The following is a 14,215-nucleotide window of genomic DNA, read 5'->3' as shown; positions in this document are numbered from 1 at the left end:
TTCTCTCAAAACTAGATAACAGGTGTGACATCATTAGAAATTAGGTTAAGTCCTCGATCGATTAGTATCTGTCAGCTCCATGTGTCGCCACACTTCCACCTCAGACCTATCAACCTGATCATCTTTCAGGGATCTTACTTCCTTGCGGAATGGGAAATCTCATCTTGAGGGGGGCTTCATGCTTAGATGCTTTCAGCACTTATCCCGTCCGCACATAGCTACCCAGCGATGCCCTTGGCAGAACAACTGGTACACCAGCGGTGCGTCCATCCCGGTCCTCTCGTACTAAGGACAGCTCCTCTCAAATTTCCTGCGCCCGCGACGGATAGGGACCGAACTGTCTCACGACGTTCTGAACCCAGCTCGCGTACCGCTTTAATGGGCGAACAGCCCAACCCTTGGGACCGACTACAGCCCCAGGATGCGATGAGCCGACATCGAGGTGCCAAACCTCCCCGTCGATGTGGACTCTTGGGGGAGATAAGCCTGTTATCCCCGGGGTAGCTTTTATCCGTTGAGCGATGGCCCTTCCATGCGGAACCACCGGATCACTAAGCCCGACTTTCGTCCCTGCTCGACTTGTAGGTCTCGCAGTCAAGCTCCCTTGTGCCTTTACACTCTGCGAATGATTTCCAACCATTCTGAGGGAACCTTTGGGCGCCTCCGTTACCTTTTAGGAGGCGACCGCCCCAGTCAAACTGCCCACCTGACACTGTCTCCCCGCCCGATAAGGGCGGCGGGTTAGAAGGTCAATACAGCCAGGGTAGTATCCCACCGATGCCTCCACCGAAGCTAGCGCTCCGGTTTCCAAGGCTCCTACCTATCCTGTACAAGCTGTACCAACATTCAATATCAGGCTGCAGTAAAGCTCCACGGGGTCTTTCCGTCCTGTCGCGGGTAACCTGCATCTTCACAGGTACTATAATTTCACCGAGTCTCTCGTTGAGACAGTGCCCAGATCGTTGCGCCTTTCGTGCGGGTCGGAACTTACCCGACAAGGAATTTCGCTACCTTAGGACCGTTATAGTTACGGCCGCCGTTTACTGGGGCTTCAATTCGCACCTTCGCTTACGCTAAGCGCTCCTCTTAACCTTCCAGCACCGGGCAGGCGTCAGCCCCTATACTTCGCCTTACGGCTTCGCAGAGACCTGTGTTTTTGCTAAACAGTCGCCTGGGCCTATTCACTGCGGCTCTCTCGGGCTTGCACCCTAACAGAGCACCCCTTCTCCCGAAGTTACGGGGTCATTTTGCCGAGTTCCTTAACGAGAGTTCTCTCGATCACCTTAGGATTCTCTCCTCGCCTACCTGTGTCGGTTTGCGGTACGGGCACCTCTCACCTCGCTAGAGGCTTTTCTTGGCAGTGTGGAATCAGGAACTTCGCTACTATATTTCGCTCGCCATCACAGCTCAGCCTTATGGGAAACGGATTTGCCTATTTCCCAGCCTAACTGCTTGGACGCGGATATCCAATACCGCGCTTACCCTATCCTCCTGCGTCCCCCCATTGCTCAAATGGTGAGGAGGTGGTACAGGAATATCAACCTGTTGTCCATCGCCTACGCCTTTCGGCCTCGGCTTAGGTCCCGACTAACCCTGAGCGGACGAGCCTTCCTCAGGAAACCTTAGGCATTCGGTGGAGGGGATTCTCACCCCTCTTTCGCTACTCATACCGGCATTCTCACTTCTAAGCGCTCCACCAGTCCTTCCGGTCTGGCTTCACAGCCCTTAGAACGCTCTCCTACCACTGTTCGAAGAACAGTCCGCAGCTTCGGTGATACGTTTAGCCCCGGTACATTTTCGGCGCAGAGTCACTCGACCAGTGAGCTATTACGCACTCTTTAAATGGTGGCTGCTTCTAAGCCAACATCCTGGTTGTCTAAGCAACTCCACATCCTTTTCCACTTAACGTATACTTTGGGACCTTAGCTGGCGGTCTGGGCTGTTTCCCTTTCGACTACGGATCTTATCACTCGCAGTCTGACTCCCAAGGATAAGTCATTGGCATTCGGAGTTTGACTGAATTCGGTAACCCGGTAGGGGCCCCTAGTCCAATCAGTGCTCTACCTCCAAGACTCTTACCTTGAGGCTAGCCCTAAAGCTATTTCGGAGAGAACCAGCTATCTCCAGGTTCGATTGGCATTTCACCCCTACCCACACCTCATCCCCGCACTTTTCAACGTGCGTGGGTTCGGGCCTCCATTCAGTGTTACCTGAACTTCACCCTGGACATGGGTAGATCACCTGGTTTCGGGTCTACGACCACGTACTCATGCGCCCTATTCAGACTCGCTTTCGCTGCGGCTCCGCATCTTCTGCTTAACCTTGCACGGGATCGTAACTCGCCGGTTCATTCTACAAAAGGCACGCCATCACCCGTTAACGGGCTCTGACTACTTGTAGGCACACGGTTTCAGGATCTCTTTCACTCCCCTTCCGGGGTGCTTTTCACCTTTCCCTCACGGTACTGGTTCACTATCGGTCACTAGGGAGTATTTAGCCTTGGGAGATGGTCCTCCCGGATTCCGACGGAATTTCACGTGTTCCGCCGTACTCAGGATCCACTCTGGAGAGAACGAAGTTTTGACTACAGGGCTGTTACCTCCTATGGCGGGCCTTTCCAGACCTCTTCATCTACCTCGTTCCTTTGTAACTCCGTATAGAGTGTCCTACAACCCCAAGAGGCAAGCCTCTTGGTTTGGGCTAATCCCGTTTCGCTCGCCGCTACTCAGGGAATCGCATTTGCTTTCTCTTCCTCCGGGTACTTAGATGTTTCAGTTCCCCGGGTCTGCCTTCTCATATCCTATGAATTCAGATATGGATACCACTCCATTACGAGTGGTGGGTTTCCCCATTCGGAAATCTCCGGATCAAAGCTTGCTTACAGCTCCCCGAAGCATATCGGTGTTCGTCCCGTCCTTCATCGGCTCCTAGTGCCAAGGCATCCACCGTGCGCCCTTTCTAACTTAACCGTTAAAAAGAATCACTATGTGATATCTTGTGTTACTAATTGAATGTGATGTCTACTGTTATCTAGTTTTCAAAGAACACGTTGGTGGAGCCTAGCGGGATCGAACCGCTGACCTCCTGCGTGCAAAGCAGGCGCTCTCCCAGCTGAGCTAAGGCCCCATTTGTATAAGATGGTGGGCCTGAGTGGACTCGAACCACCGACCTCACGCTTATCAGGCGTGCGCTCTAACCAGCTGAGCTACAGGCCCATCTTAACTTATTCAAGGAACAAAGTTCCTTCAAAACTAAACAAGACAGGGAACGTTCTGTTTATAAGACCCAAGGTCTTATATTCCGTAAATATCCTTAGAAAGGAGGTGATCCAGCCGCACCTTCCGATACGGCTACCTTGTTACGACTTCACCCCAATCATCTGTCCCACCTTCGGCGGCTGGCTCCATAAAGGTTACCTCACCGACTTCGGGTGTTACAAACTCTCGTGGTGTGACGGGCGGTGTGTACAAGGCCCGGGAACGTATTCACCGCGGCATGCTGATCCGCGATTACTAGCGATTCCAGCTTCACGCAGTCGAGTTGCAGACTGCGATCCGAACTGAGAACAGATTTGTGGGATTGGCTTAACCTCGCGGTTTCGCTGCCCTTTGTTCTGTCCATTGTAGCACGTGTGTAGCCCAGGTCATAAGGGGCATGATGATTTGACGTCATCCCCACCTTCCTCCGGTTTGTCACCGGCAGTCACCTTAGAGTGCCCAACTGAATGCTGGCAACTAAGATCAAGGGTTGCGCTCGTTGCGGGACTTAACCCAACATCTCACGACACGAGCTGACGACAACCATGCACCACCTGTCACTCTGCCCCCGAAGGGGACGTCCTATCTCTAGGATTGTCAGAGGATGTCAAGACCTGGTAAGGTTCTTCGCGTTGCTTCGAATTAAACCACATGCTCCACCGCTTGTGCGGGCCCCCGTCAATTCCTTTGAGTTTCAGTCTTGCGACCGTACTCCCCAGGCGGAGTGCTTAATGCGTTAGCTGCAGCACTAAGGGGCGGAAACCCCCTAACACTTAGCACTCATCGTTTACGGCGTGGACTACCAGGGTATCTAATCCTGTTCGCTCCCCACGCTTTCGCTCCTCAGCGTCAGTTACAGACCAGAGAGTCGCCTTCGCCACTGGTGTTCCTCCACATCTCTACGCATTTCACCGCTACACGTGGAATTCCACTCTCCTCTTCTGCACTCAAGTTCCCCAGTTTCCAATGACCCTCCCCGGTTGAGCCGGGGGCTTTCACATCAGACTTAAGGAACCGCCTGCGAGCCCTTTACGCCCAATAATTCCGGACAACGCTTGCCACCTACGTATTACCGCGGCTGCTGGCACGTAGTTAGCCGTGGCTTTCTGGTTAGGTACCGTCAAGGTACCGCCCTATTCGAACGGTACTTGTTCTTCCCTAACAACAGAGCTTTACGATCCGAAAACCTTCATCACTCACGCGGCGTTGCTCCGTCAGACTTTCGTCCATTGCGGAAGATTCCCTACTGCTGCCTCCCGTAGGAGTCTGGGCCGTGTCTCAGTCCCAGTGTGGCCGATCACCCTCTCAGGTCGGCTACGCATCGTTGCCTTGGTGAGCCGTTACCTCACCAACTAGCTAATGCGCCGCGGGTCCATCTGTAAGTGGTAGCCGAAGCCACCTTTTATGTTTGAACCATGCGGTTCAAACAAGCATCCGGTATTAGCCCCGGTTTCCCGGAGTTATCCCAGTCTTACAGGCAGGTTACCCACGTGTTACTCACCCGTCCGCCGCTAACATCAGGGAGCAAGCTCCCATCTGTCCGCTCGACTTGCATGTATTAGGCACGCCGCCAGCGTTCGTCCTGAGCCAGGATCAAACTCTCCGATAAAGTAGTTTGACTGACTACGCACATCGCTGTGCGATTTTATAATAAAACTTGAATTAACAGGTACGTTTTGTCTTGTTTAGTTTTCAAAGAACTTTGTGCGCCTCTCTCGAAGCGACTACTTAATAGTAACATTTTTAGTTAACTAGGTCAACACTTTTTTTAAAATGTTTTCATCTAGTAATGTCTATGTCTTTTAAAAGACAACAGAAATGATTATACCATAAATCTTCTCACTGTAAAGAGTTTTTGATATAAAAAAGCGCAGCTGGTATAGCTGCGCTTTTTCTTAACTTTCTTGTGTCTCTTCTTGCTCATTTTCTTCATTATCATCGTTTTTCTCAACTAATGCGACTGTGGCCACATGCTCTTGTTCCGCCATTCTGATGAGACGTACACCTTGAGTTACGCGTCCGGTAGTTGAGATATCATTGATATCCATTCTGATCAGTACACCGCTGGCAGTAATAATCATCAGATCCTCTTCACCTTTGGTAGCTTTCACCGCTACTAAATGGCCGTTGTTCTCCGTGATTTTACATGTTTTCAGCCCTTTTCCGCCTCGGCTTTGAGTTCTATATTCTTCAGCCGGAGTTCGTTTACCGTAACCTTTCTCGGTCACGATAAGGACATCAGATTCTTCCTCTAATATTTCCATGCCGACGACAATATCGTCGTCAGTAAGGGTGATGCCTTTTACGCCTGCCGCTGTTCTTCCCATTTCCCTAACATCTGTTTCAGAGAAACGAATCAGCAGGCCGTTTTTCGTTCCGATGATGATTTGTTTTGTGCCGTCAGTAAGCCGGACACCCATTAATTCATCATCTTCACGCAGGCTCAGCGCAATTAAGCCGTTGTTACGGATATTAGCAAACTGAGACAGTGAAGTGCGTTTTGAAACCCCATGTTTTGTTGTGAAGAAGAGATAGAGATCTTCTTCGAATGCAGTGACTGGGATTATTGCGTTAATCCATTCACCTTTTTCTACCTCCAACAGATTGATAATCGGGATTCCCTTAGCGGTTCTACCGTATTCAGGAATTTCATACCCTTTTGAACGATACACTTTCCCTTTGTTGGAGAAGAAGAGAATCGTGTCATGTGTTGAAGTAGAAATCAGATGTTCAACGAAATCATCTTCGTTTGTCCCCATTCCCTGAACGCCTTTTCCTCCGCGCTTTTGACTGCGGTAAGTCGAAGCAGGCAGACGTTTGATATATCCGTTATGCGTCAGAGTGACAACGATGTTTTCTCTTTCGATGAGATCTTCATCTTCAATTGTTTCAAGGCCGGCAGTAACAATCTCAGTGCGTCTTTCATCGTTGAAACGCTCTTTTATTTCTGTGAGCTCTTCACGGATGATCTCAAGCACTTTTTCTTCATTGGCCAAGATTTCTTTAAGCTCTGCAATTAATTTAATAAGGGATTGGTATTCTTCTTCAATCTTTTCTCGTTCCAATCCTGTTAAACGCTGGAGCCTCATGTCTAGAATAGCTTGGGCTTGTTTTTCGGTCAGCGAGAATTGTTCAATTAACCCTGTTCTCGCAATTTCAGCCGTTTGAGAGTTGCGGATAAGGGAAATAACTGCATCAAGATGATCGAGAGCAATCCTTAATCCTTCCAAGATATGCGCTCTTGCCTCCGCTTTACGCAATTCATAAGCAGTACGGCGTCTGATAACGACTTTTTGGTGATCTAGATAATGCACCAGGCACTGCTTTAAATTTAATACCTTCGGCTCACCGTCAACAAGCGCCAGCATGTTAATCCCGAAGGAAGTTTGCAGGGCCGTTTGTTTGTAAAGATTGTTTAGGATAACATGCGCATTGGCATCTCGTCTGATTTCAATGACAATCCGCATACCGTTCCGGTCAGATTCATCACGCAAATCAGTTATTCCTTCAATTTTCTTATCTCTGACAAGATCAGCAATCTTCTCAATTAGACGTGCTTTATTCACCTGATAAGGGAGTTCTGTTACTAAAATTCTTTCTTTCCCTGACGAAGTTTCTTCAATTTCTGCTTTTGCCCGAATCGTAATAGAACCTCTTCCGGATTCATATGCCTTGCGAATTCCGCTTCTGCCTAAAATTTGTCCGGCAGTCGGGAAATCCGGTCCAGGAATGAATTCCATCAGCTCTTGGATTGTTATGTCCTTGTTCTCGCTTACGGCAAGCACTCCGTCAATAATTTCTCCAAGCTGGTGCGGCGGTATATTTGTAGCCATTCCGACTGCAATACCGGCTGCTCCATTTACAAGCAGGTTTGGGAATCTTGACGGCATGACAACAGGTTCTCTCTCTGAACCATCATAGTTATCTTGATAATCAATCGTGTCTTTTGTAATGTCTCGCAGAATTTCCATGGCGATCTTAGACATTCGGGCTTCGGTGTACCGCATCGCAGCGGCTGAGTCTCCGTCTACAGAACCAAAGTTTCCGTGACCGTCCACCAGCATATAACGGTAGTTGAAATCCTGCGCCATTCTGACCATAGATTCATATACCGCTGAATCACCGTGAGGATGGTATTTCCCGATAACTTCTCCGACGATACGAGCCGATTTTTTATACGGCTTGTCACTCGTCATGCCTAAATCATTCATCGCGTATAAAATCCGTCTGTGAACCGGTTTTAAACCGTCACGCACATCCGGAAGCGCCCGGGATACGATAACGCTCATCGCATAATCCAAAAAGGACGTGCGCATTTCCTGACTGATATTTATTTCACGAACTTTTGGTGTGTTTTGTTCACTCATTAAAAAACCTCCCTGAAGTATCACATGAAATTATGTGGGAGTAGATTGTCCATTATGATCTTCAATACGATTTCACTATTCTCCATTATATCAATAAACTTATACTTATACACATTAAATTACTAGAATATATAGGTTTTACAAGAATTCCTGCGTCCTGTCCTATTCAGAAAAAAGCCTTATTTCTTATTGGAAATAAGGCTTTGTATTATTAGATATCGAGATTTTTTACGTATCTCGCATTTGCTTCTATGAAATTTCTGCGCGGTTCTACTTTGTCTCCCATCAGCATTTCGAAAGTTTCATCCGCATCCATTGCATCCTCTAGAGTCACCTGCAGAAGCGTTCTTGAGCCCGGGTCCATTGTTGTCTCCCAAAGCTGGGTGGCATTCATTTCACCGAGACCTTTGTAACGCTGCAATCCAGGCTTAGGCGTTTGAGGAAGAGTTTGCAACAGTTCCTCCAGCTGCTTGTCATTGTATGCATATTCAACACGTTTACCCTGCTGGACTTTGTAGAGCGGCGGCTGCGCGATGTACACGTAGCCATTTTCGATAATCTGACGCATATATCTGTAAAAGAACGTCAACAGCAATGTTCTGATGTGCGCGCCGTCAACGTCGGCATCTGTCATAATGACGACTTTGTGATAACGGGCTTTTTCCAAGTTGAAATCTTCCCCGATACCTGTGCCGAGTGCAGTAATCATAGAACGAACTTCGTTGTTAGAAAGAATTTTATCAAGCCTTGCTTTTTCAACGTTTAGGATTTTACCTCTTAGCGGCAAAATGGCTTGGAAATGCCTGTCACGTCCCTGTTTTGCAGATCCTCCGGCAGAGTCACCCTCTACGATATATAACTCGGAGATGCTCGGGTCTTTCGAAGAGCAGTCCGCTAATTTACCGGGAAGGTTTGAAATCTCCAAAGCGCTTTTGCGGCGCGTTAATTCACGCGCTTTTTTCGCAGCCATTCTTGCTCTTGCTGCCATTAAACCTTTGTCAACGATTTTTTTTGCCGCATCTGGATTTTCCAGCATAAATGTTTCCAACGCCGCAGAAAATAACGTATCTGTGATCGTCCGCGCCTCTGAGTTGCCTAGTTTTGTTTTCGTTTGGCCTTCGAACTGCGGATCCGGGTGTTTGATCGAGATAATCGCGGTAAGCCCTTCTCTCACATCATCTCCGCTTAAGTTTGGATCATTTTCTTTTATGAGTCCTTTTTTTCTGGCGTAATCATTGATGACACGAGTCAGCCCCGTTTTAAAACCGGCTTCGTGGGTACCGCCTTCGTACGTGTTGATATTGTTTGTAAATGAGTAAATATTGCTTGTGTAGCTGTCATTGTATTGCAGAGCGACTTCAACCGTAATGCCGTCCTTTTCGCCTTCAATATAAATCGGCTCTTCATGGACAACTTCTTTGGAGCGGTTTAAATACTCTACATAGCTTTTAATTCCGCCTTCGTAATGATACTCATTTTTGCGCTCTTGGCCTTCACGTTTATCTTCAATCGTGATGTTTACGCCTTTTGTCAAAAAGGCTAATTCGCGAACACGGTTAGCAAGCAGATCATATTCATACTCAGTTGTTTCCGTGAAGATTTCAGGATCTGGAACAAAGTGTGTAGTCGTTCCTGTATGATCCGTTTCGCCAATAACTTCAAGATCAGAAACCGGGACACCGCGGTTATAGACTTGGCGATGGATTTTTCCGTCACGGTGAACAGTCACATCAAGCTCTGTTGATAACGCGTTAACGACCGAGGCACCTACACCGTGCAAACCTCCGGACACTTTATATCCGCTTCCGTCAAATTTTCCGCCGGCGTGAAGCACAGTCATAATGACTTCAACCGCAGGACGACCCATTTTCTCATGAATACCGACTGGAATCCCGCGGCCATTATCAATTACCGTAATGCTGTTGTCTTTTTCAATTTGGATATTGATATCTGTACAATAACCGGCCAGGGCTTCGTCAATACTATTGTCGACAATTTCCCATACCAGATGGTGAAGGCCTTTACTGTTGGTTGAACCGATGTACATCCCCGGTCTTTTACGAACAGCTTCCAATCCTTCTAGTACCTGTATCTGATTTTCATCATAACTATTTTGCTGCTGTTCCATAGCCACGTTATTCACCTACACTTTTCTTAAACAATATATTCGTTATAAAAAATCACTAAGAATCTATTTCAACCATAAATTGCGCACGTTTTTTTAATGTGCTGGAAGATAAGGGAGAGTAATATATATTCTGAACCGTGACTACGATAGATTTGGGTGTGCCGTTTACGGAAGGCACCAGCTTGTGTTTCTGTTTTTCCAGAAATTCTTCAACAATTGGCGACATGTTGGCTTTAAAATCAAAAATGCCAATAATATCGCGTGTTGAAACCACAAAATCATCACCTAAATGAATATACAATTGCCCACCTCATTTCTTCACTTCACTAACGTACCGTTTTGCACACGGAACATTCCTGCTTGCCGTAAGGTTTCGTGATCAATGCCATCAACGCTTGTCGTTGTGACAAACGTTTGTACACGGCCCTGGATGGTATGAAGCAAGTGCGATTGGCGATAATCATCCAGCTCACTCAGCACATCATCCAATAGTAAAATGGGATATTCTCCGATTTCTTCATGGATCAGGTCAATCTCAGCCAGCTTAAGGGATAATGCCGTCGTCCGCTGCTGTCCTTGAGAACCATACGTCTGCACATCGCGTCCGTTCACATAGAAAAGAACATCATCCCGATGAGGTCCAGACAGCGTGACGCCGCGCTCGATTTCTTTTTCTCTTAATTTAGAAAACGCTTCTTGATAGCTATCTCCTATTTTCGACAAGTCTTCAGGATCTGATACCTCAAGCGCCGTATGGTACTTCAGCGTCAATTCCTCAAGCCCTCTTGAGATGCCCGAATGGATAGGCTGCGCCCATTTTTCGAGCTGTGCCGTGAACTGCAGACGTTTTACGACGACTTTTGCGGCAACTTCAATAAGCTGATCAGTCAGAACATCAAGCATTGTTCTGTCAGTTTGTTTTCTTGTTTGCAGCTGTTTCAAAAAATGATTTCGCTGGGAAAGAATCTTCTGGTAAAGAGAAAGGTCATACAGGTAGACAGGAGAAACTTGGCCGATTTCCATGTCAAGAAATCTCCGTCTCACTTGAGGGCTTCCCTTTACAAGGTTTAAATCTTCCGGTGCAAACATGATGGTGTTGAGGGCGCCGACATACTGGCTGAGCTTTTGCTGTTCGATATGATTGACCTTGCCCTTTTTACCCTTTTTGGAGATGACGAGCTGCATTGGGATCGCCCCGTTTTGCTTCATCACTCTTCCCTCTATTTTAGCATAGTCTTTGTCCCACCGGATAAGTTCTTTGTCATTTGAAGTCCGATGCGATTTTGCCATGGACAAGACATAGATCGCTTCCATGAGGTTTGTTTTCCCCTGAGCATTTTCTCCAATGATCACATTTACTTTATTTTCAAATTGAAGTTCAGCATGTTCATAGTTGCGGTAAGATGTCAGTTCTAAGTTCTGGATATACAATCAGTGTCACCCGCTTTAATTGACGACTTGAAATGAACCAAATCCTTCAATCTCTACCACATCTCCAACATACAGCTTTCTGCCGCGGCGATTGTCCGGCTCATTGTTCACAAGCACTTCATGCTCGCTCAAAAACCACTTTGCCATGCCGCCTGACTGAATCACATCGGCTAATTTCAGAAATTGCCCGAGTGTAATCATCTCTGTATCAATAGAAATCGGATTTGCCATTATATCGACCTCTTTCAAATATCACTAATATCTAATTGTACTAAAAAAAAACGAATTAGGGAAAGGGAAAACTTGACGGAGCAGATTACGAATAGAAAAGCTGCCGAGCAGGTCGGCAGCCGTATATCGGATTAATAGGTTCTGACAGGGAGGATAAGCTGTACGATTGTTTCATCATTCGGCGTGCGAATTAAGAAAGGTCTCATAGCTCCTGTAAAGCTTACACGTATCTCTGCTCCTTCAAGCACCTTTAATGCATCCAGCATATATTTTGGACTAAATGAGATATTTAATTCCTCACCCTCGATTTGATCTGCAAGAACCGCTTCCACCACTTTTCCGATTTCAGGTGAATTAGAAGAAATCTCAATTGATTCAGCAGGTTTTGCAGAAAGCTTCACCACGTTATTGCGTCCTTCTCTGGCTAATAAAGATGCACGATCAATCGCCTGAAGGAATTCTTTTGTGTTCACAATGATTTCTGTCTTGCTCTCTTGCGGAATAAGGCTGGTTGTATCCGGATAATTTCCATCCAGCAGGCGTGAGAAGAACAAGACGTTTTTTGCTTTAAACAGAACCTGGGTTTCTGTAATGACGATATCTACAAGTTCTTGGTTGTCATCCAAAATCTTGCTGAGTTCAGTTAAGCTCTTACCCGGAATCACGACGTTATAGGATCTGTCTTCTGAAATATCAAGTTTCGCTTTTCTTAAAGCTAAACGGTGGCTATCCGTTGCAGTGCATAATAATTCACTTTTCTCCACTTTCCAGTTTACACCTGTCAAGATAGGGCGTGTTTCTGAGGTGGACACCGCAAACACTGTTTGTCTAATTAGGTTTTTTAATAAATCCGTAGGAATCTGAATCGCATGATGCTCTTCAATCTGCGGCAAGTGCGGATACTCATCGGCATCAAGCCCATTTAGGTTAAATTCGGCTTTTCCAGAGCGGATAATCGTCAGATATTGATTTTGCACTTCGATTTCTACAGTTGCCATCGGGAGTTTTTTTACAATCTCACTAAAGAAGCGGGCTTGTAATACAATGCTGCCTGGCTGTTCAATCGTAACGATTTCTTTATCTCCTTCTTCTTTTGGAATAAAAGACTCGATGGAAATATCTGAATCGCTTCCAGTAAAAGATACCCCTTCATCTGAGGCAACGATCTTAATACCGGTCAAAATCGGAATTGTAGTTCTGGATGAAACTGCTTTTAATACATCTTGGACACTTTCAACAAGACGATCTTTTTGAATCGTAAATTTCATTTTTATCCTCCTAACGGATAATGTTTAATATATATATTTTTTTTAAAAAAAGTAGTAGAAGTAATAGTAGGGCTTGTGGATTTGTGGATAAGTTGTGAAAAAGACAGGAAACACAGCCTATCCACATGTGGACAGACTGTGCATGACTTTAGAAAAGTTATTCACACTTCTCCCGATTTATCCCCGGCCCTATTATTTAAGCTGTTCCTTGATTTCTTTTACATGCTGCTGAAGCTGTTCATCATCTGCCAGCAGTTTTGAAATTTTTTCATGCGCATGAATAACGGTTGTATGGTCACGTCCTCCGAATTCCTCTCCGATTTTAGGGAGAGAGGAGTCAGTCATTTCTCTCGATAAGTACATAGCGATTTGACGCGGGAATGCTACCGATTTTGTCCGTTTTTTTGCTTTGAAATCCTCAAGCTTAATATTGAATTGCTGGCCTACTACTCTCTGAATTTCTTTTATTGTAATCACTTTCGGTTTTGAGGAAGGAATAATATCTTTTAATGCCTCAGCGGCCAGATCGGCATTAATATCTTTATTAATTAAAGATGAATAAGCAACGACCCTGATTAACGCCCCTTCCAGCTCCCGAATGTTGCTGTCGATTTGATTTGCGATATAAAGCATAACCTCGTTCGGAATATCCAAGCCTTCCGCTTTGGCTTTTTTTCTTAAAATCGCAATTCTCGTTTCTAAATCAGGAGGCGTGATATCTGTAATCAGACCCCATTCAAATCGTGAACGCAATCTGTCTTCAAGTGTCGGAATTTCTTTAGGCGGTCTATCACTTGAAATGACGATTTGTTTGCTTTCTTCGTGCAGCGTGTTAAAAGTATGGAAAAATTCTTCTTGCGTTTGTTCTTTCCCGGCTAAAAATTGAATATCATCTATCAAAAGCACATCAACATTTCGGTAGCGATTGCGAAAATCAACTGCTTTATTATCTCGAATAGAGTTGATGAACTCGTTAGTAAATTTCTCAGAAGACAGATAAACCACTTTGGCAGAAGGATTATGATCTATTACATAATGGCCGATCGCATGCATTAAGTGTGTTTTCCCTAAGCCAACGCCCCCGTAGATAAATAAAGGGTTGTATGCTTTTGCAGGTGCTTCCGCTACTGCCAGGGAAGCAGCGTGAGCGAATCGGTTTCCAGATCCGATGACAAAAGTATCAAAAGTATATTTTGGGTTGAGCATATTTTGAGGAAAATCAGATGTATCTTCTTTTACCGCTTTTTTGACTTGCGGTTTTGGCATAAAGTCTTCGACATCTTGATTTTGAGGAATGACAAACTTAATGCTCAATTCTTCCCCGGTTAATTCATATATAGTATCTGCAATGAGATGCAAGTATCTGGACTCCAGCCAGTCTCTGGCAAATTCATTAGGAGCGGTAATTGTCAATGTATCTCCTTGCAGTGAGTGGGCTTTCGTTGATTTCATCCAAGTCTCGAAACTCGGTTTGCTCAATTTTTTTTCGATTTGAGCAAGGGCTTGGTTCCACAGGTCTAATATATTTTCCAT

The 14,215-nt window shown here is 45.9% G+C and carries 7 protein-coding genes, 2 tRNA genes and 2 rRNA genes; all 11 read right to left on the bottom strand.

The genetic code is table 11. The features are described from left to right. Positions 1-41 precede the first annotated feature (41 nt). Positions 42-2,969: ribosomal RNA gene (locus tag NSS75_RS00055) — 23S ribosomal RNA — on the bottom strand. 81 nt (positions 2,970-3,050) lie between these two features. After that, positions 3,051-3,126 (bottom strand) — tRNA-Ala (locus NSS75_RS00050). Positions 3,127-3,138: 12 nt separating this feature from the next. Further along, positions 3,139-3,215: transfer RNA gene (locus NSS75_RS00045), tRNA-Ile, on the bottom strand. Between the two features lie 101 nt (positions 3,216-3,316). Beyond that, a 16S ribosomal RNA gene (locus tag NSS75_RS00040) occupies positions 3,317-4,866 on the bottom strand. The 16S and 23S rRNA genes sit together here with 2 tRNA genes alongside, the layout of an rRNA operon. A 286-nt stretch (positions 4,867-5,152) precedes the next feature. Continuing rightward, entirely contained in the window at positions 5,153-7,624 is a 2,472-nt protein-coding gene (gyrA, locus tag NSS75_RS00035) for a DNA topoisomerase (ATP-hydrolyzing) subunit A (protein ID WP_024123585.1), read from the bottom strand. Positions 7,625-7,835: 211 nt separating this feature from the next. Next, the gene (gene gyrB / locus NSS75_RS00030; protein WP_024123584.1) at positions 7,836-9,752 is read right to left on the bottom strand and encodes a DNA topoisomerase (ATP-hydrolyzing) subunit B; all 1,917 of its coding nucleotides are present in this window, start codon (positions 9,750-9,752) and stop codon (positions 7,836-7,838) included. Between the two features lie 55 nt (positions 9,753-9,807). After that, positions 9,808-10,053: an extracellular matrix regulator RemB gene (gene remB / locus NSS75_RS00025; RefSeq protein ID WP_024123583.1), complete on the bottom strand. Its 246-nt coding sequence runs from the start codon at positions 10,051-10,053 to the stop codon at positions 9,808-9,810. A 17-nt stretch (positions 10,054-10,070) separates the two neighbouring features. Next, positions 10,071-11,183, bottom strand: a complete 1,113-nt coding sequence (recF, locus tag NSS75_RS00020; RefSeq protein WP_024123582.1) for a DNA replication/repair protein RecF — start codon at positions 11,181-11,183, stop codon at positions 10,071-10,073. Between the two features lie 15 nt (positions 11,184-11,198). Beyond that, positions 11,199-11,414 (bottom strand): ribosome maturation protein RlbA, encoded by a 216-nt coding sequence (gene rlbA, locus NSS75_RS00015; protein WP_003219264.1) that lies wholly within the window; start codon positions 11,412-11,414, stop codon positions 11,199-11,201. A gap of 131 nt (positions 11,415-11,545) precedes the next feature. Beyond that, complete coding sequence (gene dnaN / locus NSS75_RS00010; RefSeq protein WP_024123581.1) at positions 11,546-12,682, bottom strand: DNA polymerase III subunit beta; 1,137 nt, start codon at positions 12,680-12,682, stop codon at positions 11,546-11,548. 192 nt (positions 12,683-12,874) lie between these two features. Next, positions 12,875-14,215 (bottom strand): chromosomal replication initiator protein DnaA, encoded by a 1,341-nt coding sequence (dnaA, locus tag NSS75_RS00005; protein ID WP_003242674.1) that lies wholly within the window; start codon positions 14,213-14,215, stop codon positions 12,875-12,877.

It is taken from the genome of Bacillus sp. FSL K6-1012, assembly GCF_037964915.1.
GTDB classification, from domain to species: domain Bacteria; phylum Bacillota; class Bacilli; order Bacillales; family Bacillaceae; genus Bacillus; species Bacillus halotolerans.
Note: the sequence above shows the minus strand (reverse complement) of the source record. Positions and strands in the feature narration are given on the sequence as shown.